Origin of the sequence: Pseudomonas putida (genome assembly GCF_002025705.1) — a bacterium.
Classification (GTDB): Bacteria; Pseudomonadota; Gammaproteobacteria; order Pseudomonadales; family Pseudomonadaceae; genus Aquipseudomonas; species Aquipseudomonas putida_J.
In genome coordinates this window covers 3,563,989-3,587,955 of the sequence record NZ_CP018846.1, presented here as the reverse complement: position 1 = coordinate 3,587,955, position 23,967 = coordinate 3,563,989, and the positions used below count along the sequence as shown (strand labels likewise).

Below are 23,967 nucleotides of genomic sequence, written 5' to 3'. Positions count from 1 at the left end.
AGTTACTCATGCATTCCTACACCGTGCACTACCAGCTCAACGGCCAGCCAGCATCGCATCGCTTCGAACTCAAGCAGCCCAGCCTTGCCCGGCACGAGGCAGCGCTTCATTTGATGGTGCTGCACTTCGGTGACGGCGAGAACAGTCTGGTCATGCCGCCAGCCGATGCCACGCCTGCCGAGATACTGGCCCAGGCTGAGGTACTGGGCTTGTCGGATATCGATATCGCCTGAAGTTTCAGGCGTCAGGCTGTGCGCATGTGGCGCACTGGCAAGTCATTCCCCGTCACGAAATCAGCAGCAATTCATCCTTTTCTGCTGCTCCCAGGCGCTTGATGGCTTATCCTTGCGTCACGCAATCAACGTAGAAGCAGTGAATTAACGATGGGTTTTGAACAACTAGCTGAGTTACGTGACCGCCTGCGGTCTGAAAAAGAACAGCAGAAGGCCGAGAACCCGCGCCCAGCCAAGCGCAAGCCCGCGCCGCAGGCGAAGGCGCGTGAGGTGGACCCGGCGGTGGAAGCGATCTGGCCATTGCAGAAGCACTTCCCCTTGGCGTTCCCTGTAAACCCAGCCCCCAAGGTGCCGCTCAAAGAGGGCATCTTCAAAGATGCCGAGCAACACCTGGAGCTGCTTGGCATCACCAGTGAACAGCTCAAGCTGGGCATCTCGACCTGGTGCCGTGGCAACCGCTACTGGGCAAGCATGGTAGAGAACGCACCGCGCCTGGACCTGAACGGCCAGCCCGCTGGCGTTGTCACTGCGGGCCAGGCGCTGTATGCCAAGCAGCAAGCTTCGCGGCAGCGCGGCAAAGACCGTAAAAACCGTGCGAAGCCCAAAGCGGCTGCTCCAGCGCCGGTCGCTGATAGCGCGTCGGAACAGGCTGCGGACTGAGTCCAGCCTTGCTCGGCCCTGCGTCTTGCAGTTTGCGAGCGCTTGGGCCGAAGCGCGCAGAACGGCAGGGCAGGGTGCTCAACCTTGCCCTGGCCTGCCAACTGAGCAGCGCCACCCTGCCAGGCTCACTCAGGCCAAGCACTGGCATTCGCCTGAACTAATCATCGGGTCAGAACATCTGCAGCAGCCCAATCACTGCCACAGCGGCCTGCGCCACGATCGTCACCAGCAACCATTTCGGCCACCTGCGGATAAACCAGTAAACCGCGTTCATCAGCAACGTGATCAGGTTGGTGAGCCACAGCACGCCCAGCGCAAGAGCACCTGAGATATTGACGGGCGAACTGGTGGGTGATTGCAGCACGTACAATGCCAGTACCAGGCCGAGAATCACCGTAGTGATAGAGAAACCGGCCACCCAGCGGGTAAACCGTAAAGCGTCATGTGGCATCATGCCGGAAGGCTTCCTTGAATGAGCTGGCTTGGGGTTCTGCTTGCGAACCTTGAGTTCGACAAGGTTGGTGATGATCTTGCGGGCACTGGCTGCCAACGCCCCATAGGGCTCAGTCGACCTGAGACTGAATGCTGGATGGTGTGTACCAGGGCGCTGCGCAATCGACGTGAACATGTGTCTGCTTTTGCGGCATAAACGGTGTATCAAGCGTACCCAGCGCTATCGAAATCCAGCCGGCAAACTCACCTTCAGAGCGTGACCAGAACAAGGTCGAGCCACACTCCACGCAGAACTCGCGCACGGCCGTCGGTGAAGAGGCATAGACCTTGATACTGTTGGCGCCGCGAAGTACACGCAGCTTGTTGCGCGGGACGCTGCCATAGGAAGCAAATGCGGCTCCATGGCCTTTGCGGCACTGGCTGCAATAGCAATGACTGACTGCCTTTGGCGGGGTGAGTAGCTCGAAACTGACTGCTGCGCATAAGCAGCTTCCTTGGTAGGCGTCTGTCATGGGTGCGTCCGTGCAGGTGGGAAGCGCCAGCGTAACCGGCCCGGTAGTATCGGTCGACTGTCTGAGGTCGCGAATAGGTAAGGAGAGCGTGATGCACCCAAACAAATCCTGCCCAGTGGTGCTTTCGAACACGATGCCCCCGCAGCTGCTGCTGTTTCGGCATCCCCTTGCAGGCACGCAATTGGTGAAGGGCACCATCGAGCACGGCGAGACGCCGGGTGAGGCGGCGTTGCGTGAGCTGGAAGAGGAATCCGGTATCAGGGGTGCCGCCATCGAGCGCGACCTGGGGTGCTGGGGCGCCGGGCATCTGGGTCAAGTGTGGTCGTTTCACTTGTGCCGAATTCACCAAGCATTGCCCCAGCGGTGGGCGCACCAGACGCTGGATGACCACGGCCACGTGTTCGAGTTTTTCTGGGCTTCGCTCGAAGATCTTCCCTATGCGGACTGCCACCCCGTCTTTCAGCGGGCACTGGATTACTTGCGCGAAGTACTGAAGATATCCGGTCATTGGGCAGATGGGGCATCAGAAATCTGAAGTACTGCACTTGCTCATTTTTACAGGCCGGCGCGGATCCTGTGGGAGCGGGTTTACCCGCGAAGCAGGCAACGCGGAGGATGGCACGGGCTTCGCCCGTGTTCGCGGGTAAACCCGCTCCCACAAAGTTCACCTCTGGCCCCAATGGTCCACCTCTGGCCGCAATGGTTCATCTCTGGCCCCAATGGCGGTGTCAAACAGCTCCCTTGGCCTGCTGCTCCAGGTGCACCTGCAATGTCGGGTCGATCTGCAGCGCACTGGCCAGTTCGTCAAGATAGGCCCGCTCTGCATCCTGCTGGTCATCCACCAGCATCACGCTGGCCAGGTACATTTCCGCGGCCATGGCCGGGTCCTTGGCCGACCGCGCGACCTCGGCAGCATCGAGCGGCTTGCTGACTTCTTCATCCAGCCATTGCTGCAGTTGCGGGTCGTTGGTCTGCCGTTTGATTTCCGCGTAGATCAACTGTTCTTCCTGCTCGTCGATGCGCCCGTCAGCCTTGGCGGCGGCAATCAGCGCGCGCAGGATCGCGTGGCTGTGGTCCTCGGCCTCGGGGCCGGACAATTGATCGACAGTTCGCACTGCCTGTTGCGGCGCGGCTGCCTGACTACGTTGCCAGCTCTGATAGGCCTGGAACGCCATCATGCCCAACGACGCCAAGGTCGCGTAGTTGATGCCACCTGCGGAGCGCCCCTGGGCAGAACCGCCAGCGCTGCCGCCACCACCCAACAGGCCGCCCAGCAAACCACCCAGGCCATTGCCACCACCCGTGGCACTTGCGCCGCCAAGCAGCCCGCCCAGCAAGCCGCCCAGGCCGTCTTGCGAAGAAAGGCCGCCGCTGCCTTGTTGCGCTTGCGAACCCTGGCCGGCCCGGAGCAATTGTTCGAGCAAATCACTGGTGTTCATGGCTCTACCCTCGATCGGTAGTGGTTGCCCAGACAAGCAACGATAGCCCCCTCAAGCCGAACCGCCATGACCGTCTGGCTGCTGATCAGAACACCGACCATCCAATCCGTGAACTCAGCAATTCGAGCGCCGCCATCCCCGCCAGGGAGTTGCCCGCCGCATTCAGCTCCGGCGACCACACGCACACGGTAAATTGCCCCGGCACGATTGCCACAATCCCGCCGCCCACGCCACTCTTGCCTGGCAAGCCCACGCGGTAGGCGAAGTTCCCCGCTTCGTCATACAGCCCGCTGGTGGCCATGATCGAGTTCACCTGCTGGGTCTGGCGCCGGCTGAGGATCTGCTCGCCGCTGTGTTTGCAGAACCCGTCGTTGGCCAGGAAGCAGAAGGCCCGGGCCAGGTCCAGGCAGCTCATTTGCAGTGCGCAGTAACTGAAGTAGCTGCGCAGCACCGTCTCGACTTCGTTATGGAAGTTGCCGAAGGACTGCATCAGGTAAGCCATGGCCGCATTGCGCGCACGGAACTGGTACTCCGAATCTGCGACGCGGGCATCGATGGCAATGTGCGGGTTGCCCGACAGCCGTCGCACGAAGTCGCGCATCGACAATGTGGGGGCGGCGAAGCGCGACTGGTTGATATCGCAGATCACCAGCGCACCTGCATTGATAAACGGATTGCGCGGGCGGCCGCGCTCGAACTCCAGCTGTACCAGCGAATTGAACGGCTGGCCCGAGGGCTCATGCCCAAGCCGCTCCCAGATGGCTTCACCGGAATGGCCAATCGCCTGGACCAGGCTGAATACCTTGGAAATACTCTGCACCGAAAACGGCACCAGGGCATCGCCTGCGCAGTGATAACTGCCATCGTTGCCATATACGGCGATGCCCAGCTGCTGCGCCGGCACATCGGCCAGTGCAGGAATGTAGTCAGCCACTTTGCCCTTGCCGATCAAGGGGCGCACTTCGTCGAGAATCTCGTTCAACAGCGTTTGCATGGAAGGCCCTGTCATCACGCCCCCAGGCGACAGCGAGGGGTAGCGTTTCAGACGCAGGCTCAGCAGGAGAGATCACACTTTTGCACCAAAATGGCGCAGTCGATCATTCGGCTCAGATCTGCACACATCTTCTGATTGGCACGGATCTGTGGGAGCGGGCTTGTCGGATCGCCGCACCGCCGCGAACACCGGCAAAGCCGGTGCCATCCGCCGCGTAGCCTGCTTCGCGGGCAAGCCCGCTCCCACAGGAACATCACCCGCTTTCAGCGCTACAGGGCGTATTTCTTGGCCCCGGCAACACAGATGACAGCCCCCAGCGTCACCACCAGCATCATCCAGCTGACCTGCTCGTGCAGCAGCAACGCGGCCAGCCCAAGCCCCATGAACGGCTGGAAGAGTTGCAGTTGGCCCACTGCTGCAATGCCACCCTGGACCAGCCCCCGGTACCAGAACACAAACCCGATCAGCATGCTGAACAGTGAAACGTAACCAAGGCTGAACCACGCAGGGGCGCTGACCTTGGCGAAGGCATCTGGCGCCGGAAGATTAGTGACGGTCAGTAGCAGCATCAGCGGCAACGCCACCAGCAACGCCCAGCTGATCACCTGCCAACCCCCCAATGTCCGCGACAGACGCGCCCCTTCCGCATAACCCAAGCCACAGACGACTACCGCTGCCATCATCAGCAGATCGCCCACCGCCGACGCCTCGCCGCCATTCATCAATGCATAGCCCGCGACGATTCCGGCACCCATCAACGAGAACAGCCAGAACAGTGGCCGAGGTCGCTCACCGCCCCGCAGCACGGCGAACCCTGCGGTACACAGTGGCAGCAGCCCGACAAAGACAATGGAATGAGCAGAGGTGACGTGCTGCAGGGCCAGCGCTGTCAGCAATGGGAAACCGATAACCACGCCCGCCGCTGTTATGGCCAATGACGACAAGTCGCTACGTTTGGGGCGAGGCTGGCGTAGCACGAGTAGGAACAGCGCACCCAGCAGGGCGGCAATCGTTGCCCTGGCGCAAGTCAGAAACGTAGGTTCAAAGGCCGTCACTGCCACACGGGTTGCCGGCAACGAGCCCGCGAAGATGGCGACGCCTATGAAGCCGTTGATCCACCCGCTTGTTGATTTTTCCATCGCCCAGTCCTCGAAAAGTCCGGGTTCAGTACATCACTGACGGGCTCACCAAGGCCATGTACAATCCAATACAGTTTGACCGAACTGTTATGCACATTAACCCAGTACAGTTGAGGGCGCGATGAAACGCAGTGGAACGCTGATCCGGGCGGTAATGGGTGAGGTCCAGTCCAGGATTACCTCTCGAACCTACACGCCAGGTGCAAGGATTCCTTCGGTCCGGGCAATGGCGCAGACCATGCAGGTATCGGTTTCCACCGTCCTCGAAGCTTATGAGCGGTTGATGGCAGAGGGTGTACTCAGCTCACGCCGTGGCTCCGGCTATTACGTGGCCGGGCCCGTGGCGCCATTGGCACTGACTGAACTCGGCCCCAGGCTCGATCGTGAAGTCGACCCATTGTGGATCTCGCGCCAGTCCCTCGAAGCGCCCAGCGATGCGCTGAAACCCGGGTGTGGTTGGCTACCTGCATCCTGGATGTACGAAGCCGGCATGCGTAAAGCGCTGCGAGTCGCTGCCCGTTCCGACACCTTGAAACTGACGGATTACGCGTCACCCCTTGGGCATCCGCCGCTCAGGCAATTCCTGTCGCGGCGGCTGGCGGGCATCGGGGTCGATGCGCCTGCGGAGCAGATCATGCTCACTGATTCCGGCACCCACGCCATCGACCTGATTTGCCGGTTTCTGCTGGAGCCGGGGGACACCGTCCTGGTCGACGACCCCTGTTACTTCAACTTTCACGCAATCCTGAAAGCACACCGGGTGAACATTGTGGGCGTACCCTACACGCAGACAGGCCCTGATATCGAGGCGTTCGGCGCTGCCCTGCTCAAGCACTCCCCCAGGTTGTACATGACCAATTCCGGCATCCACAACCCGACCGGGGCCACTCTGTCCCCGGTCACGGCGCACAGGCTGCTGAAGCTGGCCGACAGCTCCGACCTGGTGATCGTAGAGGACGACATCTTCGCCGATTTCGAGAACACGCCCGCGCCACGGCTCTCTGCCTTCGATGGCCTCTCACGTGTTATCCAGATAGGCAGCTTTTCCAAGACCATCTCCGCGTCGATCCGGTGCGGCTACATCGCCGCACGGAGTGAATGGATCGAGAGCCTGGTCGACCTCAAGATTGCGACCACATTCGGGGCTGGGCGCCTGGCTGCGGATATCATCCATCAAGCGATCACTGATAGCGGGTACCGAAAGCACCTGGAGAGTGTTCGCCTGCGGTTGGCCGAGGCAATGGACAGTACGGTAGCGAAGCTTCAAGCCATTGGTATCAAGCCCTGGATGATTCCCCAGGCAGGCATGTACCTCTGGTGCCAGCTCCCTCAAGGCAAGGATGCAGCCACGCTGGCCAGGGCCTGCCTGAACGAAGGTGTGTTGCTGGCGCCCGGCAATGCGTTCAGCCAGTCCATGACGGCGGGGGATTTCCTGCGTTTCAACGTTGCTCAATCGGGCGACGGCAAAATCTATGAAGTGTTGAAACGGGCGCTGAGTGCTTAGTCGCGAGTTCAATCCCCATGGCTAGTGTGATGACACGAACGGGGAGGGTGTGGTCGGTGCCGGCAACGCATAGGCCTGCTTCATCCACGCCACTTCCGCCAATGGAGTACGGCCGAACAGGCGCTTGAAGTCGCGGCTGAATTGCGATGCACTTTCGTAGCCCACCAGAAACGCCGTTCTGGCTGCCGTCAGGTCGTTGCGCAGCATCAGCAAGCGTGCCTGGTGCAAGCGTGTCGACTTGAGGTACTGCATGGGCGAGGACTCGGTGACCTTGCGAAAATGCAGGTGAAAGTTGGGCACACTCATCTGTGCCTCTCGGGCCAGGGCGTCGACATCCAGGTGCTCGTGATAGCAGTGGTGGATCTTGTGAATGGCGCGGGTCACTTTGCCAAACTGGCCCTGTTGGGCAATAGCGGCGCGCAGGGTTGCGCCTTGATCGCCCGTGAGGATGCGGTAGTAAAGTTCGCGCAGCATCGCCGGGCCGAGGATCTGAGCGTCGGTGTGGTCTGCCATGATTTCCAGAAAGCGCAAGGTAGAGCGGCGCAGCGCATCGTCCATGGGGGATGCGTACATGCCCATTGGCTGGGATGCGCCGAACCCTCGTACTGCATCCACTTGCTGGATCAGCTCACCGGCCAGGGTGAAGTCCAGGCGCAGGTACAGCGCCAGCATCGGCTCAGCCTCGCTGGCATCGGTCTCCATGGTGAAGGGCACCGGTACCGACACCACCAGGTAATGCTGGGCGTCATAGACAAAGATCTCGTCGCCCAGGTAGCCGCGCTTGCAGCCCTGGCAGAGGATGACGATGCCGGGCTCGTACAGTACCGGTGTGCGCGTCAGCGGGCGGTTGCTGCGCAGAAAACGCACATCATCCAGTGGGCTCAGGTTGTAGCCTTCCAGCGGGGCCAGCTGCTTCATCAACTGCACCATGCGCTGTGTGCACAGGTCGCTTGATCTGGCCATTGTCTGCACGTCTCCTGCCGTCTCGCCCTCAGCCATCGGTCGAGCGGCTGAGTGGCTCCCATTGCTCGATACTCTCCAGTGTCTGGCGCAGCTTGTCACGTACCAAGGCCAGGGCGTCGCTGCCCAGCAGCAGGTGCGTTGGCGGGGAGGGGCTGGCGATGACCGTCAGCATGGCGCGTGCGGCTTTCTGCGGGTCGCCCGGCTGATGGCCGCTTTTCTCTTCACGCGCCTTGCGCACGGGGTCGAAGCTGGCATCGTAGTCGCTGATACTGCGCGGGGTGCGCTGCATCGAGCGGCCTGCCCAGTCGGTGCGGAACGACCCCGGCGCCACGGCCGTGACATGGATACCAAACGGGGCGAGCTCCTTGCTCAGCGTGTCAGAGATACCTTCCAGGGCAAACTTGCTGCTGCAGTAGTAGGCAATGCCGGGCATGGTGATATGCCCGCCCATGGAGGTTATGTTGAGGATGTGCCCTTTGCGCCGCTGGCGAAAATACGGCACGAACGCCTTGGTCACCGCAACGGCGCCAAATACATTGACGTCGAACTGGCGGCGCATCTCGGCCAGCGGCGATTCTTCGAACACGCCTTCGTGGCCATAGCCCGCGTTGTTCACCAATACATCCACCGGGCCGTGCCGCTGCTCCACCTCGGCAATGACCGCGTCGATGGCATCGAACCGGGTAACGTCCAGCACCACCCCATGGCCCCGTCCAGGCGAGAGCGCCGCAAAGTCTGCCCGTGCGGACTCGCTGCGTACGGTGCCGATCACGCGATGCCCCTGGGCAAGTGCCTCCCTGGCCAGCGCCAGGCCAAATCCGCTGCTGACACCGGTGATAAAGAGGGTTTTCTCTGCATTCATGGCTGCTGTTCCTGAAGTTTCAAGGCACAGCAATGCTAGGTTCAGAAGGGGCTGGCGCCTATGCCGGATCCAATTGGAGTATTGCCTGTTTCTATCTGTCGGCCTACAGCGCGCGCAGCATCTCCCAGAACGATGCCGCCACCCCCATGATGCTTTCCCCGGCAATCAACCCTGCCGCCGCAGTGATCGCAAACCGCTCGGTAACGCTCGGCCACCGGCAACTGACCAGCCAGGTAACCACCGCCCCAAGCCCCATCATCAGGCTGATCGAAGCCGGCAAGATGAACGCCAACCCCAGCGCTGCCGTACTCGGCAACCAGCGCGCCGCGCGCTGCGGCAGCAGGCTGTCCAACGCGCCCAACAGCACGCCAACCCCGCAGCCGGCCACAATCTCCCAGCGCAACTCCAGCGGCAGCACCCCCAGCCCCTGAGTCAATGTCTGCGCCACCGCCTTCCAGGTCGCTGCGGCCGGTGCCGGCCACTGCTCGGTGAGCAACAAGGCCTGCGGGTCGGGAATCAGCACGAGGTACACCAGCACCCCGACCACGCTGCCAATGAAGATCCCGATGCATTGCGCCACCAGCTGCTTATGCGCCGTCGCACCGATCGCCAGGCCTACCTTGAAGTCGTTCATCAGGTCAGTGGACTGCCCGGCCGCGCCACCGGCCGTGTTGGCGCTCATCAGGTTGATCGCCACCTGCCCCGGCGCAATCAGGCCGAAGCTGAGCTGCGACAGCTTGCCGATGGCGCCAATCGGCGCGATGCCGGTGGCGCCGACCACGCGTGCGGCGACCACGGCAAGGCACACTGCCAAAGGAATGCTCAGCAGCGCCATCCACCAGTCGATCCCGAACAACAGGGCTTGCAGGGTCACGATCAGCACGATGGACAGCAGCAGCCCCGCCACAGGCCATGGGGTGAGTCGCACCTTGGCGCGCGGCACGCGCAGGTTGGCGGGTGTGCGCCGGGGTACCTGGAAAAGACGAACCATCAACGAAGCCAGGGTCGCACACACCATCAGGCTTACACCCGGCCACAACAGCCATTCCACCAGTGCGGCGAACTGTGGGCCGCTGGCGTCCGGGGCAAGCACCACCAGAGCATGTTCGATCAACCACGGCGCCAGCCCGCCCCAGGCCAAAGCGGCGCCGATCAGCAGCGTCAGGCCCACACGTATGCCGATGATGCTGCCGAAGCCGATCAGCATCAGCGAAGGGTCGAGCGTGAAGGTCAGGCGCTCGAGAGCAGGTGTGGGCGCCCAGCGCGGTATCGCCCAGACGAACCCGTCGATCCACTTCACCAGCCCGGACAACAGCGCGGCGCTGCACAGCACCTTGATTCGCGCCATGGCTTCGCGCCCGTGGTTGTAGATTTGCTGCAGTGTTTCCAGGGTCGCCATGCCCTCGGGGAATTTCAGGCCATGGTCGTTGAGCAGGGCAGGGCGCAGATACCAGGCGATCCAGATGCCCAGAAAGCTCACCGAGAACACCCAGGCCATCATCGGCACCGGGTCCAGCTGGTGACCGGTGAGCAGGGTGTAGGCGGGAATCGGCGCGACCAGCCCGCCAGAGACGATGGAGGCGGCGGCCGAGGCCACGGTCTGGTTGATGTTGCTTTCGTGCAGTGTCCACGCAGGCCGGTTTTCCCTGCGCCCCGCGAGCCCTTGCCACAGGGCGAAACCGATCAGCAAGGCAATGATCGACATGTTGAAGGACCAGCCGATCTTCAGCCCTGCATACACATTCGAAGGCGTGAGCAAGATGCCCAACAGCGCCCCAGTGAGCACCGCCCGCAGGCTCAGTTCACGTTCTACGCGCATCGCGGGGAGGGTGGTGGAGGGGGCATGGGGCATGGCAATCCTTTGTCGAAGTCGCAAGCGTGCTCTGCACAACTGAGCCGCGAACGCCACGAAGGTTCACTGCTGCTCATGCACCCTCACCGTCAACGGCCCTTCGCGACTGCAGGCGTTGACTCAACGCGCCATGACGTAGGTGCCAGGTGCGGGGCACAGGGGGGGGTACTTGCGCGAACCGGGCTTCTTCGGTGCGGCCCGGCTGTCGCCCGAGCGCTGGCCGATCCATTCGCGCCAGTGTGGCCACCAGCTGCCTTGCTGGCGTTCCCCGGCGTTCTGCAGCCAGGTTTCCGGGGCCTCGGCGTCGGCCGGTGCCGTGTAGAAGAACGACTTCGGGTTACCCGGCGGGTTTACCAGGCTCTGCAAGTGGCCAGCGTTGGACAGCACGTAGGTGGTGTCTGCGCCAAACAGCCGGGCAGTGCGGTAGCAGCCCTGCCAGGGGGTGATGTGGTCGGTGGTACCGCCAACCACATAGGCGCCCACCTGCACCTGGGTCATGTCGATCGACTCGCCGGCAATCTGCAGGGTACCCGGGTGGCTGTAGGGGTTCTGCTGGATCAGGTCGAGGTAGTCAGCGTGCAGCTGGGCCGGTAGCCGCGTGGTGTCGTTGTTCCAGGCCAGGATGTCGAAAGCCGGCGGTTTGTTGCCCAGCAGGTAGTTGTTGACCCAGTAGCTCCAGATCAGGTCGTTCGGGCGCATCCAGGCGAACATGCGCGCCATGTCCTGGCCGCTCAGCACACCTTTGCGCCGCGAGCTGGCCTTGGCCGCGCGCAGGGCCGAGGGGGTGTTGAACAGCCCCAGGGTGGTGTCGCCCAACGCCGAAGGCATGTCGAGCACGCACACCGCCCAGCTGGTATTGGCCACCTTGTGGCCCTCGCCACGCGCCGCCAGCCAACCCAGGTAGGCGGCCAGGGTGATACCGCCCGAGCAGGAGCCCCACATGTTCACATCCGGGCTGCGGGTGATGCTGCGCGCCACGTCCACCGCCTGGTCCAGGCACAGCGCGTAATCGGCCAGGCCCCAGTCGCGATGCTCGCGGGTGGGGTTGCGCCAACTGATGACGAACAGGGTTACCCCGCTGTCCTGAATCCACTTGATCAGGCTTTTTTCCGGCGACAGGTCGATGGCGTAGTACTTGTTGATTTGCGGTGGCGACATCACCAGTGGCCTGGCATAGACATTTGCGGTGGTGGCGGCGAACTGCAGCAGCTCGAACATCTCGTTGCGAAACACCACTTCGCCCTTGGCCGTGGCGATGTTCTCCCCAACCTTGAACGGTGAGCTGTCGACCTGCCTCGGCAGGCCGCGGTTATGCAGGATGTCCTGGCCGAACTGGCCGATGCCCTTGGCCAGGCTCATGCCGCCAGTGTCCACCAGCTTGCGCAGCGCCGCCGGGTTGGTCAGTGGTGAGTTGCTGGGTGCCAGGGCATCGGCCAGCAGTGCCGCAATGAACCGGGCGCGGCTCTTTTCCAGCGGGGCAAGGTCGCTGGTCTCGATGAAGCGGGTCAACTCACTCTGGCCGGCCAGGTAACTTTGCAGCAGTGCACGCAAGAAGGCATTGGATTGCCAGGCCGGATCGGCAAAGCGCTTGTCCTTCGGGTCTGGCGCGATGCCGGAGTGGCCACCGACGATGCCACCCAGCGCCTTCAGGTAACCGCCTACATGGGCGCCAGCCTTGAGCGGCGACTTGCCCACGGCCTTGAGCAGGCAACCGGCCCAACCGGCCAGGTCAGCCGGGCGCATGCTGACCAGCGGGTTGGCCGCCAGGGTCTGGTTGGCCGCGGCGTCGATCAGCGCTTGATACGGAGAGTCTTCCGGGAGGTCGGCCTGCTTGCGCGTGCGACGCTTTCGGGCGGTTGCTGGAGCTTGCTGGGTGGCGGTGTCGCTCGTTCGGGTGGGTCTGCTCATGGCTGCTCTCTTGATTCCGGGCACGGTCTTGTTGTGCACCGACTCTAAGGCAGCCGTGGCAGCGGCCACTTCTCATCGCACGTCAGCGAATTTTCATTTCATGACGAGACGGATCCGGGGCGACGGTTTGTACTTTTCATCGCGTGCCTCGGAGGGGATCCATGAGCACTCATTGTCCTGGGTGATCAGTCATAATCGGCAATCAACCCAGGACTGGAATGCCATGAATCGTTACCTACAAGAAGTCATCGACCTGCACGTACTGATCGAGGCGCTGTTCGCCAGAGGAGAAGGCCAGGTTGAGGCGATGATCGAGCGCTTCACCCAGGACTTCTCCATGATCACGCCTACCGGTGTTCAGGTATGCCTGCAGGATGTGGCAACCTTGTTCGCAAAACGTGCGGGTGGCCAACCAGGCTTGACCATTGAGCTGACCGAGCTGGAAACATTGGCGCAATGGCCGGAGGGGGCAGTGATCCGCTATCAGGAGACACATCGCCAGCCCGGCCAGGACGCGAAGACACGCATCTCGACCGCACTGTTCAGCCTTCAGGGAGATCGCGCTCTATGGCGTCATCTGCATGAAACCTGGGCTGCGTGATGTTACGAGCAGCCGCTGGCCCATGCAGTCACAACCTGCACGGGCCACTGGCTAAGCTCAGAGCTTGAACTTGCCCACCAGCACTTGCAGGTCCGCACCCAGCCGGGCCAGCTTGACACTGGATGCGGCGGTTTCCTCGCTGGCGGTGGCCGTCTGCTCGGACACGTCGCGTACGTTGAGCACGCTGCGATTGATCTCCTCGGCCACAACGCTCTGTTGCTCCGAAGCCGTGGCGATCTGCAGGTTCATCGATTCGATGGTGGACACCGAACGGCTGATGTTCAACAGCGAAGCGCCGGCGCGGCGGGTGAGTTCGACACTGTTGCTGGTCAGGGCGCGGCTGCGCTCCAGAATATCGCCCACCTGCTGCGTGCCGCGGTGCAGGCCGCCAATCAGCTCTTCGATTTCTTCAGTGGAGCTTTGGGTGCGTTGCGCCAGGCTGCGAACTTCATCGGCGACCACGGCAAAACCACGACCGGCCTCACCAGCGCGTGCCGCTTCGATGGCCGCGTTCAGGGCGAGCAAGTTGGTCTGCTGGGCGACCGACTTGATCACATCCAGCACCGTGCCGATCTTGTCACTTTCTTGCTTGAGCCCGGCCATGGCCTCGGTCGAATGACCCACCTCGGTGGCCAGATGGGTAATCTGTTCGATGGCCTGGTTGACGACGGCGTCGCTTTCGCGTGCCTCATGGCCGGCATTGACTGCCGCATTCGAGGCCTGCTCGGCGCTGCGTGCCACGTCCTGCACAGTGGAGGCCATTTCATTCATGGCCGTGGCCACCTGGTCTGTCTCGACCTTCTGGCTGCTGACGCCCGCACTGGTTTGCTCGGTCACGGCAGACAGCTCCTCGGCGGCACTGGCAATTTGCACCACGCCGTCGCGCAACCCGCCGATAAGGTCACGCAGGTTAAGGGTCATGCGCTGCATGCTGGCCTGCAGCTCGCCCAGCTCGTCACGCCGCGAAACCTCGATATCCTGGCTCAAATTGCCATTGGCTACCCGCTCTGCGCTCTGCAGGGCTTGTTTCAACGGCAACACGATCAGGCGCGTGATCAACCAGGCCGCCATAGCACCGAGCACCAAAGCCAGCAATGTCGCGAGGATCAACCGCTGGATCGACGACTGCACTTCATGGTCACGCTTTGCTGACTGGCTGTTCGACAATTGCCCGGACGCTTCGAGCAACCCCTTGAGGTCGGCCTCAAGCACTTCCAAGGCCTGGCTGGCCTGGGCGTCGTTGTGCCCTTCGATGGCACGGGCATAATCCTGGAAGTGTGTACGGTAGCGTTCGACTGCGTTGCCTGCCTGGCCTATCCAGCGCAGGTCCTCCGGGTCGGTGAACTGCTTTGCGAGCGTTTCGATGCGAAGCCCGAGCTCATCCATCGCCTTGACCATGAGTGCAGATTGCGCAGAACCGGGGGACACGGTGTAGTTCAGGCGCGCGATGCGCACGTCGCGTGCCTCTTCGTTGATCTTGGCGATACTGCTCAGCTTGGCACTGCGCTCGCCCAGGCCGCTCAAGCCGCCCCAGCCGATGCCGGCAATCACAAGGGTCAACAACAAGACCAGGGCAAAGCCCAGGGTCAGCTTTGACCTCACGCTGATATCAGCCAACACCTTCCCGATTACATCGAACATCTGCATAGCCCTTCTTTTGATCGTTCCTGAAATAGCCATTACCGGGCGATGCCCGTTGGGGTCCTGTTGCACGAGGTAAGGGAATGCTGCCGTGGCCAGGGAAGGCGACGGCGATAGAAACCTGGAATGAGGGCATTGAGTGAATACGCACGTACCTCAAGCCCCTTCACTCAGGATGAATCCCTTCACTGATTGCAGGGGCTGAAACCGCGCGACAAGTGACATGGCACTGGGCCATCAGCTGCAGAAAAATATACATTCCGAGCGCATTATTCACAACAGATATGGTGCTGAATTGTGGACATTATCAGCTGCTTTGTGTGAGCAATTGTGCTGTGGGACTCGTTCTGAGCCGACCTTCAGCCAAGCCGATGGCAGAGGTACGCGTGGGTCTGGTAGGGAAACGCGATGGTTTCCTGGCCCCGCAGCGCCGGATGCGTCTGGATCAGTTCGCGCAGTTGCCGGGTAACCTCGGCCTTGTCCGCAGGCGGCAGGCTGGCGATGAAACTGACCGACAGAAAGCGGTCCATGATCACCATTTCGGCGCTACCGCGGTGAGTGTGCTCGAAGCATGTCAGTTCCAGTGCCGAGAAACCTGAACCGTCGAATGCTGTGCGCCATTGGCCGGTATGAAAGCGCGGCGTATCGCCTTCGTAAGGGGTGATGATCCGGGTAATCGCCGCGACCCAGTCGACCGATTCGTCCCGTACGTTCCACACAAGCCCCAGGCGCCCGCCAGGTGTGAGCACCCGATGGATTTCTGCCAGTGCCTGGGCGTCTGCGAACCAGTGGAAGGCCTGGGCGCACAACACCACGTCTGCGCTGGCAGCGGGCAAAGCTATTGCCTGGGCTGTTCCGGCAAGCACCTCGATACCGGGCACGTACTTGGCGAATTCCTGGCGCATCGCATCGATGGGCTCGACGGCAACCAGCCGATCAGTCAGCGGTAGCAGCAGGCGGGTGAACTTGCCGGTGCCGGCGCCAAGATCGACCACACGGGTGTGCCCGTCGATCATCACCACCTGCCGCAGCCAGGTGGATAAGGCTTCGGGGTAGGTGGGCCGGCCCTGGGTGTAGGTCTGCGCCTGGCGGGAGAATCCGGTCTGGGCGGCGTCATGAACGGGAGGCATGCTGGGTGGCTCCTGGCAGGGCTGGCGATTAGCGAAGTATAGAAACCGCGCGCAGGCGTGAAGCTACCTGCAAGGTCAACAGTAACTCTGTGGGGGCGGGCTTGTCGGATCGCTCCCACAGATCTGCGCAGATCAGAATGTCATGTGCAGTTCTGTGAGAGCGAGATCGCGCAAGCCTTGCAAAATGAGCCCCGCGTAGCTCAGATCAAGCCTTCAGCCTGCAGGGTCTTCTGCACGGCCGGGCGGCTGGCGACGCGTTTCTGGAACTGCGCCACCGTTGGCCAGGGCGAGAGGTCAATGCCCAGCATGGGCGCCCAGTTGACGATGGTAAACAGGTAGGCGTCGGCCACGCTGAAGGCCTTGCCGGTCAGGTAGTCCTTGCCTTGCAGTGCCTTTTCCACAAAGCCCAGGCGTTTGCCGAAGGTGTCGATGGTCTTGCTCTTGGCCTCCGGGGCGATGCTCGGGTTGAACAGGGCGGCGAGGGTCTTGTGCACCTCGGTGCCAATGAAGTTCAGCCATTCCTGCACCCGTGCGCGCTCCAGCGAGCCCGCAGGGGGCAGCAGGTTGGCCTGGGGTTTCTGCTCGGCGAGGTACTGGATGATGGCCGGGCCCTCGGTGAGGACTTCACCGGTATCCAACTGCAGGGCTGGCACGTAGCCCTTGGCATTGAGCGTGTAGAAATCCGCGCCGCTGGCAGTGGTGTGGGTCTTTAGATCGACTTTTTCGACGGTGTAGGGCAGGTCCAGTTCGTTAAGGACGATGTGCGGCGAGAGTGAACAGGCACCTGGCGAGTAAAAGAGCTTCATTGTCGTCTCCCTTTGAGCGGGCCAGCCGTGAGCAGGCTGGCGAGGTGAGGCACTGTGCAGCCCACTGGTTATGACACCAAAGCTGGATTTCACGCAAGCTGCCTTTTGCTTGCGAACGGCAGCGTTCGGTCGTGACCGACCACTGGGAGGGTTGCCCGGTGCCGTTCACGTAGCGCGTCGCTCCGGTTGCATCGTCTGCTCCACCTGTTCCTCGAACCACTTGAGTACGGCCTGGCACGCGGGGTGAGCAACGCCGCTGTCGCGCAGCCACAGGGCATACACGCCGCCGGTTTTCAGCGCTTCGCCGAAAGGCACCACGAGGTCGCCGCGCTGTAGGGCGTCGTGGGCCAGCATGCGGTCGGTCATGGCGATGCCCATGCCGCGGGTGGCGGCGTCCAGCGCCAGGTCGTCAAGGTTGAACAGCAGGTGCTGGTACTGGTGCGCGGGCTGGTCTGGTTGCGCCTTGAGCCACAGGGTCCATTCGTAGCGCGAGGTGGAGCCGTGGATCAGCGCATGGCTGGCAAGCTCGGCGGCGCGCCGGGGCGGGCTGCGGCCGTCGCTCAGCACGGGCGCGCAGACCGGGATCAGGTACTCGTCGAACAGCGGCGTCAGTGGGCGCTCGTCCAGGCCGCCCGGCAGGTACAGCACATAAGCGTCACAGTCGCCGCCGGTGTCTACCAGGTCGCCGCTGACCGTTTCGATCGACAGGGTCAGGCCAGGGTTGCCAGCGTAGAACGAGGTCAGCCGGGGCAGCAGCCAACGTACCGCCAGCGACACGAAGATGCGGATGCGAAAAGGCCGGTCCAGCGGTGTTGGCGCCAGTTTCTCCTCCAGCGTGCGCAGGGTGTTCAGCATGTTCTTCGCCACCACGTAGACCTCGTGCCCGTGGGCGGTCAGCGCGACCTTGCGGCTGGTGCGGTCGAACAACGCGGTCTGGAAGTGCTCCTCAAGTTGCTGGATCTGCCGGCTGATGGCGCTCTGGGTCAGGTGCAACTGGCGCGCAGCCTCGGTGAAGTTGCTGGTGTCGGCGACCCGGACCAGGGCCTGTAACGCCTGTAGCGACGGCAGGCGAAGGTTTTTATCCATGCAAATTCCGAATGGATGAATGAAATATTAGCGTTAGAAATTGCGCTGGCGCACTCGTAAATTGGGCACAAGACGCGTTTTGGCAGGCAACCGCCGATCACGCCTGTGCATCGATTTTGAAGGAGTGGCACGTAATGAACAACCACTGTGGCTGGATCGCGCTGGCCGGTGAATCGCCCCAGCGGCCGCGCCTGCTAGGCACCCACAAGGTCGATTGGCTGATCATCGGCGGCGGCATCACCGGCTTGTCGGCGGCCCATACCCTGGCGCGCCGTTTTCCATCACAGCGCATCCTGTTGCTGGAGCGTCAGCGGGTTGCTCAGGGTGCTTCGGCACGCAACTCGGGTTTTGTGGTCAGCCATGAACTGCCCGGTGCCGACGAACTGCTCGGCAGCCCGGGCTTTGCCGCCTATCAGGTCGCCTCGCGCATCGGGGCCGCAGCGGGTGGTGAAGTCCGCCAGCGAATCGCTGAGCTGGCCATCGACTGCGAGTTCAGCGACCACGGCTACCACTTCGCGGTCCACCAGCCGGCGCATCTGCCTCAGGTCGAGCGCACACTGGAGACGCTGGGCGCCGTCGGTGCCCAGGCAAGCTACCTCGACGGTGAGTGCCTGCAACGGCGCCTGGGCAGCGCCTTCTACTCAAGGGCTATCCACTGCGCTGGCGGTAACGGCCTGCTGCAGCCGGCGCGTTACGTCAAAGGGCTGGCTGATGGGTTGCCAGCGCAGGTGGAGGTCTTCGAGCACAGCGCGGTGACCGACCTGCGCCGTCGCCCGGGCCAGGGCTGGGTTGCCCGCACCGAGGACGGCGAGGTACAGGCCCGGCAGGTACTGGCCTGTGTCGGTGCGTTCCTGCCCAGGGTCGGGCTCAAGCGCAGCGGTACCTTCCCGCTGGAGTTGAGTGCAAGCATCACCCGCCCGCTGGACGGGGCGCACTGGCAGCAGCTGTTCGACGAACAGGGCTGGGGTGTGCTGTCCACCTTGCCAGGCGGCTGCACCCTGCGCCTGTTGCCGGGGCGCCGCCTGCTGATCCGCAACACCGTCGAGTACCGCCAGCACGACATTGGCAGCCGTGGCCTGGCCGCGCGCCAGGGCCAGCACCTGCTGGGGCTGCAAAAGCGCTTTCCCGGCATCACCGCACAGGACCTGCAATACACCTGGACCGGCCATCTCAGCGGCACCCGTAGCGGCGAGCCGTATTTCGCCCGGGTCGCGGACGGCCTGCATGCGGTGGCCGGCTGCAATGGCTCCGGCGTTGCCCGCGGCACCCTGTGGGGGCGCCTGCTGGTCGAAATGGCAATCGGCGCCGACTCGACCTTGCTTGGCGACGTACTCGGCCAGGCCAGCCCTGGCTACCTGCCGCCGCGGCCATTCTTCGACCTGGGTGCCAAGCTGCGCATGGCCTGGGAAGTACAACGCGCGCGGCTGGAACGCTGATCGTTCAATCACCCAATCAAACAAGAACAAGAGAACCGTCCCATGATCAAGCTCACATGTGTGGCCCTGTTGTCCTCGGCATTGCTGGCCGCGACAGTGCAGGCGCAAGAACAGGTCAACATTGCCAACTGGAGTGGTTACATCGCCGACGACACCTTGGCCGAGTTCACGCGGCGAACCGGTATTCAGACCACCTACGACCTGATCGACAGCAATGAGACCACCGAAGCCAAGCTGATGACAGGCAACAGTGGATACGACCTGGCGAGCCCGTCCAACCACTTTCTGCCGCGGCTGATCAAGGCCGGCGCCATCGAAGAGCTGGACCGCAGCAAGCTGCCCAACTGGCACAACCTCGACCCCAAGCTGATGAAGATCCTCGAAGCGAGCGACCCGGGCAATCGCTATGCGGTGCCGTACATGTGGGTTACGACCGGCATCGGCTACAACGTCGACAAGATCAAGGCGATCTTCGGCAGCACCGAGGTCACCCAGTCCTGGGACCTGTTGTTCAAGCCAGAGAACATCGAAAAGCTTGGCAAGTGCGGTGTGGCCTTCCTCGACAACCCGACGCAGATCATCTCGATCACCCTCAGGACCCTCGGCCTGGACCCGCACAGCGAAAAGCCCGAGGACCTGAAGCAGGCCGAGGCGGCATTGCTTGCGGTACGGCCTTACATCAGCTATTTCCACCAGTCCAAATACGTCAGTGACCTGGCCAATGGCAACATCTGCGTAGCCATCGGCTTCAGTGGTGATGTGCTGCAGGCCATGGCCAGCGCACAGCAGGCGGGCAACGGGGTGAATGTTGGCTACAGCATTCCGCGGGAGGGGTCGACAGTGGCGGTGGACATGGTGGTAATGCCCAAGGGGGCGCCGCACCGCGAGAATGGCTATGCCTACCTGAACTACCTGCTGGAGCCGAAGGTGATCGCCAACATCAGCAACACGGTGAAGTACCCGAACGGCAATGCGGCGGCGTTGGCGTATATCAAGCCCGAGCTGCGCGACAATCCGGCTATCTACCCGCCGGAAGCGGTGCTCGACACGCTGTTCCCGATCAAGACCTTGTCGCCAGCCGGGATGCGCCTGAGCACCCGGATGTGGACCCGGGTGACCAGCGGCAAGTGACGCTCAGCGGGCTCAATGCTCATCCATGATTTCCCGCGCCAGGGTCAGGCGGCGAGTGTGGAAGTCGTACTCGAACAGTTCGGCATAGCGCCCCCACTCGATGGCCACCTTGAGCACGCGCTCGGCCTCGTCGGCGTCCATGTACTCCGTCAGGCGGTCGAGCACGGTTTTTTCCAGCAGGCCGGCAGGCTCCAGGTGCAGGCTGTCGAGGATATAGCCGATCAGTGACACGCGGCCTTTGCACTGGCGTGCGAACAGGTCCTGGCGCCGCGCCTGGCGGGCGGTCACGTAGTTGCGGCCGTGGCGCGTGAGGCGGATGTCGCCCTCGACCACCTGGGCGAAGCCGAGCAGGCCCAGGGCTTCGTAGATCGGGAACAGCACCTCGTCGGGCAGCTCGGTTTCTTCGGCCAGGTGCGGCAGGTCGGCCTCACCGTTGAACGGCTCGCCGGCGATCAGCTCGAGCACGCTCTCCATCCGCGCGATGTCGGCGTCGGGCAGCCGGTAGCCAAGCTCCACGGCCGGCGGCGCGCCCGCAGCGGCGATGGCCTCGGGGCGCTGGGTCATGAGTGCGTAGACCTCGTCGACCAGCGCGCGAACCTCCGCAGAGTCGGCATTGCGCGGGCGCGGCAGGTCGATGTGCAGTTCCGAGCGCACCCGGCCTGGGTCGCTGGAAAGGATGAGGATGCGGTCGGCCATCATCACCGTCTCCTCGATGTTGTGCGACACCACCAGCATGCTGCGGGTGGTGATGCGGCGTTCTTCCCAGAGCTCGAGCATGTCGTCGCGCAGGGTTTCGCCGGTGAGCACGTCGAGCGCCGAGAAGGCCTCGTCCATCAGCAGCACCTCGGGGTTCATCACCAGGGCGCGGGCGATGCCCACACGCTGGCGCATGCCGCCAGACAGTTCGCGTGGCAGGGCGCCGCCGAAGCCGGACAGGCCGATCAGCTCCAGCGCCGCGTCGGCCAGGCGCTGGCGCTCCGCCGGGGTCACGCCCTGGGCTTCCAGGCCGAGTTCGACGTTCTGCTGCACGGTCAGCCAGGGGAACAGCGCGAAGGTCTGGAAGACCATGGCCACACCGCCCACCGGCCCGTGGATCGGCCGGCCGCGGTAGTTGACGGTGCCGCGGTCGGCGCCGACCAGGCCGGCGATGATCCGCAGCAGGGTCGACTTGCCCGACCCGGAGCGGCCGAGCAGGGCGACGATCTCACGTTCACGCAGGTGGAAGTCGACACCTTCGAGGATGGTGCGCGGGGTGCCGTCGGAGGCCTGGAAGGCCTTGCTCACGCCCTTGAGTTCGATCAACAGTTGTTTCATGGCAGGTCCTCAACGACGGCTTTCGGCGAGCAGGTACAGGCGGCGCCAGAAAAAGCGGTTCAGCAGCATCACATAAATGCACATCACGCCGATGCCCAAGGCAATGCGGTGGAAGTCGCCGGCGTCGGTCATCTGCTTGATGTAGCTGCCCAGGCCGTCGGCCACCAGCGAGGTGTCGCCCCAGCTGACGTACTCGGCGACGATGCTGGCGTTCCACGAGCCACCGCTGGCGGTAATGGCACCGGTGACGAAGCTGGGGAATACCGCCGGCAGGTACACGCGCTTCCATTTCAGCCAGCCGCGCAGGCCGAGGTTGTCGGCGGCCAGGCGCAGTTCGTAGGGGATGGTCGCCGCGCCCGCGACCACGTTGAACAGGATGTACCACTGGGTGCCGAATACCATCAGCGGGCTCAGCCAGATGTTCGGGCTGAGCTGGAAGTGCACCAGCAGCAACACCACCAGCGGGAACAGCAGGTTGACCGGGAAGGCGGCAAGGAACTGCGCCAGCGCCTGGACCTTCTGCGAGTAGCGTGGGCGCAGGCCGATCCAGATCGACAGCGGCACCCACACCAGCGAGGCCAGGCCGATCAGCAGCATCACCCGGCACAGGGTGATCAGGCCCAGGCCGAGCACGTGCAAGGCTTCGCCCCAGCCGACGTCCTGGTGCACGAACAGCCCCAGGCGCAAGAAGGCGAAGGAACAGGCCAGTACCAGGAAGATGTCCCAGGCGCGTGGCCACCAGGCTGGCAGGCTCAGCCACTGGCGCCGTGCCACGCTGCCGTCGTGGCGCAGGGCGAACCAGCCCATGGCGTTTTGCATGCCCTTGTCCAGCCGCTCGCTGAAGGCGCTCAGCCAACGGCTGCGGCGGGCAAAGTCAAGCACCCAGGAGCGCTGCGCGGTGTCGCCCTGGGTGTCTTCGAAGCGGAAGCGGTCGGCCCAGGCCAGCAGCGGGCGGAAGAACAGCTGATCGTAAAGCAGGATGCCGGTGAGCATCGCGCCGATGGCCCAGACGATGGCGCCAAGGTTGCGCTGGTCGATGGCCACGGCGATGTAGGAGCCGATGCCGGGCAGCTTGATGTCCTGCCCGGCCACCGAGATGGCCTCGGCGGCGACCAGGAAGAACCAGCCGCCGGACATCGACATCATCATGTTCCACAGCAGGCCGGGCATGGCGAACGGCAGCTCCAGGCGCCAGAAGCGCTGCCAGGCCGAGAGGCGGAATATCCGCGCAGCCTCGTTCAGCTCCGGCGGCACGGTGCGGAACGACTGGTACAGGCTCAGCGCCATGTTCCATGCCTGGGAGGTGAAGATGGCAAAGATTGCCGCGCACTCCACACCCAGCAGGTTGCCCGGGAACAGCGCGATGAAAGGGGCGATGGCGATGGCCTGGAAGCCCAGGATGGGCACCGACTGGAGCACATCCAGCAGCGGGATCATGGCCTTCTCGGCGGCGCGGTACTTGGCTGCCAGGGCGGCGAAGATAAAGGCGAACAGCAGCGAGAAGCCCAGCGCGATGAACATCCGCAGGATGGTGCGCATCAGGTAGTAGGGCAGGTTGGCCGGATCGAGGGAAATCGGCAGCGCCTCGCCGACCACGAACGGGCGGCTCATCTGCATGGCGCCATAGGCGGCAAGCACCAGCAATACCAGCACCAGCGGCAACAGGATCCAGTCCCAGCGATTGGGCGCGGCGTCACGCAGGCCTGGCGATGGGTTGAACAGGCGGGCCATGGGCAGGTCTCGATCGTCAGGGGTGAAAGGGTGGATGCCAGCACGTGAGCCAGTATGGTTCAGTTCCCTGACAGTTCAATGTGTCAAAAACGGACCTTCAGATGGTAGTGCCCACGCTGTTCGGCTAAGGTTCGGCTGTCTGAAATGGAATGTCACGTGAAGGCACGAGGGTCATGGATAACTTTTCTGATATGTACGAACGCTTGCACAACCGTCGATTCACCGTCGCCAGCAACAGCCAAGGGCTGTCCGGTGACGGCACGATTTTCCGTTACTTTGTTGACGGTGAGGCCATCACCAGCACTTACCAGGGCGGCCGCATCCGTGTGGGCAACCAGGTAGGCCGAGTGACGGGCACCGATACCTTCGAACTGCTTTTTCAGTGCGTCACCACGGAGGGTGAGCTTCTCGCTGGCTGGTCGCGCGGCGAGGTGGGCCAGGATTCACATGGGCGTACAACGCTGCACTTTGTCTGGGGCTGGTTGTCCGGTGCAGAGGGCGGGGGCGAGTCCAGCTACGTCGAGCTGGTCGACTAGTAAACCCCGCGCAATTGTCGCGTATGGAATACACCT

General features: G+C 63.0%; 23 protein-coding genes. 8 read left to right on the top strand and 15 right to left on the bottom strand.

The features are described 5' to 3' along the window. The first annotated feature begins 8 nt into the window (after nt 1-8). Nucleotides 9-233 carry a hypothetical protein gene (locus BUQ73_RS16145; RefSeq protein WP_079228823.1) on the top strand — a complete coding sequence of 75 codons (225 nt, stop codon included), beginning with the start codon at nt 9-11 and terminating at the stop codon, nt 231-233. Nucleotides 234-383: 150 nt separating this feature from the next. Further along, nucleotides 384-893 (top strand): ProQ/FinO family protein, encoded by a 510-nt coding sequence (locus tag BUQ73_RS16140; RefSeq protein ID WP_079228822.1) that lies wholly within the window; start codon nt 384-386, stop codon nt 891-893. Nucleotides 894-1,062: 169 nt separating this feature from the next. Here the strand turns inward: BUQ73_RS16140 and BUQ73_RS28105 are convergent, their stop codons facing one another. Next, entirely contained in the window at nt 1,063-1,521 is a 459-nt protein-coding gene (locus BUQ73_RS28105) for a hypothetical protein (protein WP_152031565.1), read from the bottom strand. Next, nucleotides 1,457-1,858 (bottom strand): GFA family protein, encoded by a 402-nt coding sequence (locus tag BUQ73_RS16130; RefSeq protein ID WP_079228820.1) that lies wholly within the window; start codon nt 1,856-1,858, stop codon nt 1,457-1,459. Before BUQ73_RS16130 ends, BUQ73_RS28105 begins: the two co-directional genes overlap by 65 nt. A gap of 91 nt (nt 1,859-1,949) precedes the next feature. Between BUQ73_RS16130 and BUQ73_RS16125 the strand changes: the two genes are divergently transcribed. Beyond that, complete coding sequence (locus BUQ73_RS16125) at nt 1,950-2,393, top strand: NUDIX domain-containing protein (protein ID WP_079228819.1); 444 nt, start codon at nt 1,950-1,952, stop codon at nt 2,391-2,393. Nucleotides 2,394-2,586: 193 nt separating this feature from the next. On the opposite strand, the gene BUQ73_RS16120 is transcribed toward BUQ73_RS16125, so the two are convergent. The 3 genes from BUQ73_RS16120 to BUQ73_RS16110 form a co-directional block, all read right to left on the bottom strand. Beyond that, a complete protein-coding gene (locus tag BUQ73_RS16120) occupies nt 2,587-3,297 on the bottom strand; it encodes a tellurite resistance TerB family protein (protein WP_079228818.1) in 711 nt (236 codons plus the stop codon). A gap of 85 nt (nt 3,298-3,382) precedes the next feature. Beyond that, a complete protein-coding gene (gene glsB / locus BUQ73_RS16115; protein ID WP_079228817.1) occupies nt 3,383-4,291 on the bottom strand; it encodes a glutaminase B in 909 nt (302 codons plus the stop codon). A 269-nt stretch (nt 4,292-4,560) separates the two neighbouring features. Next, nucleotides 4,561-5,430: a DMT family transporter gene (locus BUQ73_RS16110; RefSeq protein WP_079228816.1), complete on the bottom strand. Its 870-nt coding sequence runs from the start codon at nt 5,428-5,430 to the stop codon at nt 4,561-4,563. 121 nt (nt 5,431-5,551) lie between these two features. Between BUQ73_RS16110 and BUQ73_RS16105 the strand changes: the two genes are divergently transcribed. Continuing rightward, nucleotides 5,552-6,934 carry a PLP-dependent aminotransferase family protein gene (locus BUQ73_RS16105; RefSeq protein WP_079228815.1) on the top strand — a complete coding sequence of 461 codons (1,383 nt, stop codon included), beginning with the start codon at nt 5,552-5,554 and terminating at the stop codon, nt 6,932-6,934. 21 nt (nt 6,935-6,955) lie between these two features. Here BUQ73_RS16105 and BUQ73_RS16100 read toward each other — a convergent pair whose 3' ends face one another. From BUQ73_RS16100 to BUQ73_RS16085, 4 genes are all read right to left on the bottom strand, one after another. After that, the gene (locus BUQ73_RS16100) at nt 6,956-7,897 is read right to left on the bottom strand and encodes an AraC family transcriptional regulator (RefSeq protein ID WP_079228814.1); all 942 of its coding nucleotides are present in this window, start codon (nt 7,895-7,897) and stop codon (nt 6,956-6,958) included. Between the two features lie 28 nt (nt 7,898-7,925). Beyond that, nucleotides 7,926-8,759 carry an oxidoreductase gene (locus BUQ73_RS16095; protein ID WP_079228813.1) on the bottom strand — a complete coding sequence of 278 codons (834 nt, stop codon included), beginning with the start codon at nt 8,757-8,759 and terminating at the stop codon, nt 7,926-7,928. Nucleotides 8,760-8,862: 103 nt separating this feature from the next. Further along, a complete protein-coding gene (locus BUQ73_RS16090) occupies nt 8,863-10,611 on the bottom strand; it encodes an OPT family oligopeptide transporter (protein WP_079228812.1) in 1,749 nt (582 codons plus the stop codon). 120 nt (nt 10,612-10,731) lie between these two features. Then, a complete protein-coding gene (locus BUQ73_RS16085) occupies nt 10,732-12,519 on the bottom strand; it encodes an alpha/beta fold hydrolase (protein ID WP_079228811.1) in 1,788 nt (595 codons plus the stop codon). On the opposite strand from BUQ73_RS16085, the gene BUQ73_RS28500 reads away from it, so the two are divergent. Beyond that, the gene (locus BUQ73_RS28500; protein ID WP_192858658.1) at nt 12,518-13,120 is read left to right on the top strand and encodes a hypothetical protein; all 603 of its coding nucleotides are present in this window, start codon (nt 12,518-12,520) and stop codon (nt 13,118-13,120) included. The genes BUQ73_RS16085 and BUQ73_RS28500 overlap by 2 nt on opposite strands. A 57-nt stretch (nt 13,121-13,177) precedes the next feature. Here the strand turns inward: BUQ73_RS28500 and BUQ73_RS16075 are convergent, their stop codons facing one another. The 4 genes from BUQ73_RS16075 to BUQ73_RS16060 form a co-directional block, all read right to left on the bottom strand. Beyond that, the gene (locus BUQ73_RS16075) at nt 13,178-14,761 is read right to left on the bottom strand and encodes a methyl-accepting chemotaxis protein (RefSeq protein ID WP_079230574.1); all 1,584 of its coding nucleotides are present in this window, start codon (nt 14,759-14,761) and stop codon (nt 13,178-13,180) included. Between the two features lie 359 nt (nt 14,762-15,120). Beyond that, nucleotides 15,121-15,891, bottom strand: coding sequence for a class I SAM-dependent methyltransferase (locus BUQ73_RS16070; RefSeq protein WP_079228809.1), 771 nt, complete (start codon nt 15,889-15,891; stop codon nt 15,121-15,123). 200 nt (nt 15,892-16,091) lie between these two features. Next, nucleotides 16,092-16,697: a glutathione transferase GstA gene (gene gstA, locus BUQ73_RS16065; protein WP_079228808.1), complete on the bottom strand. Its 606-nt coding sequence runs from the start codon at nt 16,695-16,697 to the stop codon at nt 16,092-16,094. A gap of 165 nt (nt 16,698-16,862) precedes the next feature. Continuing rightward, a complete protein-coding gene (locus tag BUQ73_RS16060) occupies nt 16,863-17,783 on the bottom strand; it encodes a LysR substrate-binding domain-containing protein (RefSeq protein ID WP_079228807.1) in 921 nt (306 codons plus the stop codon). A 134-nt stretch (nt 17,784-17,917) separates the two neighbouring features. On the opposite strand from BUQ73_RS16060, the gene BUQ73_RS16055 reads away from it, so the two are divergent. Beyond that, complete coding sequence (locus tag BUQ73_RS16055; protein ID WP_079228806.1) at nt 17,918-19,219, top strand: NAD(P)/FAD-dependent oxidoreductase; 1,302 nt, start codon at nt 17,918-17,920, stop codon at nt 19,217-19,219. A 42-nt stretch (nt 19,220-19,261) separates the two neighbouring features. After that, nucleotides 19,262-20,350 carry a polyamine ABC transporter substrate-binding protein gene (locus BUQ73_RS16050; protein ID WP_079228805.1) on the top strand — a complete coding sequence of 363 codons (1,089 nt, stop codon included), beginning with the start codon at nt 19,262-19,264 and terminating at the stop codon, nt 20,348-20,350. Nucleotides 20,351-20,362: 12 nt separating this feature from the next. Here BUQ73_RS16050 and BUQ73_RS16045 read toward each other — a convergent pair whose 3' ends face one another. Further along, on the bottom strand, nt 20,363-21,664 hold the full coding sequence (locus BUQ73_RS16045; protein ID WP_079228804.1) for a nitrate/sulfonate/bicarbonate ABC transporter ATP-binding protein: 1,302 nt from the start codon (nt 21,662-21,664) through the stop codon (nt 20,363-20,365). A gap of 9 nt (nt 21,665-21,673) precedes the next feature. Further along, entirely contained in the window at nt 21,674-23,395 is a 1,722-nt protein-coding gene (locus BUQ73_RS16040) for an ABC transporter permease (RefSeq protein WP_079228803.1), read from the bottom strand. Between the two features lie 173 nt (nt 23,396-23,568). Between BUQ73_RS16040 and BUQ73_RS16035 the strand changes: the two genes are divergently transcribed. Next, entirely contained in the window at nt 23,569-23,931 is a 363-nt protein-coding gene (locus tag BUQ73_RS16035) for a hypothetical protein (RefSeq protein ID WP_079228802.1), read from the top strand. Nucleotides 23,932-23,967: the final 36 nt, after the last annotated feature.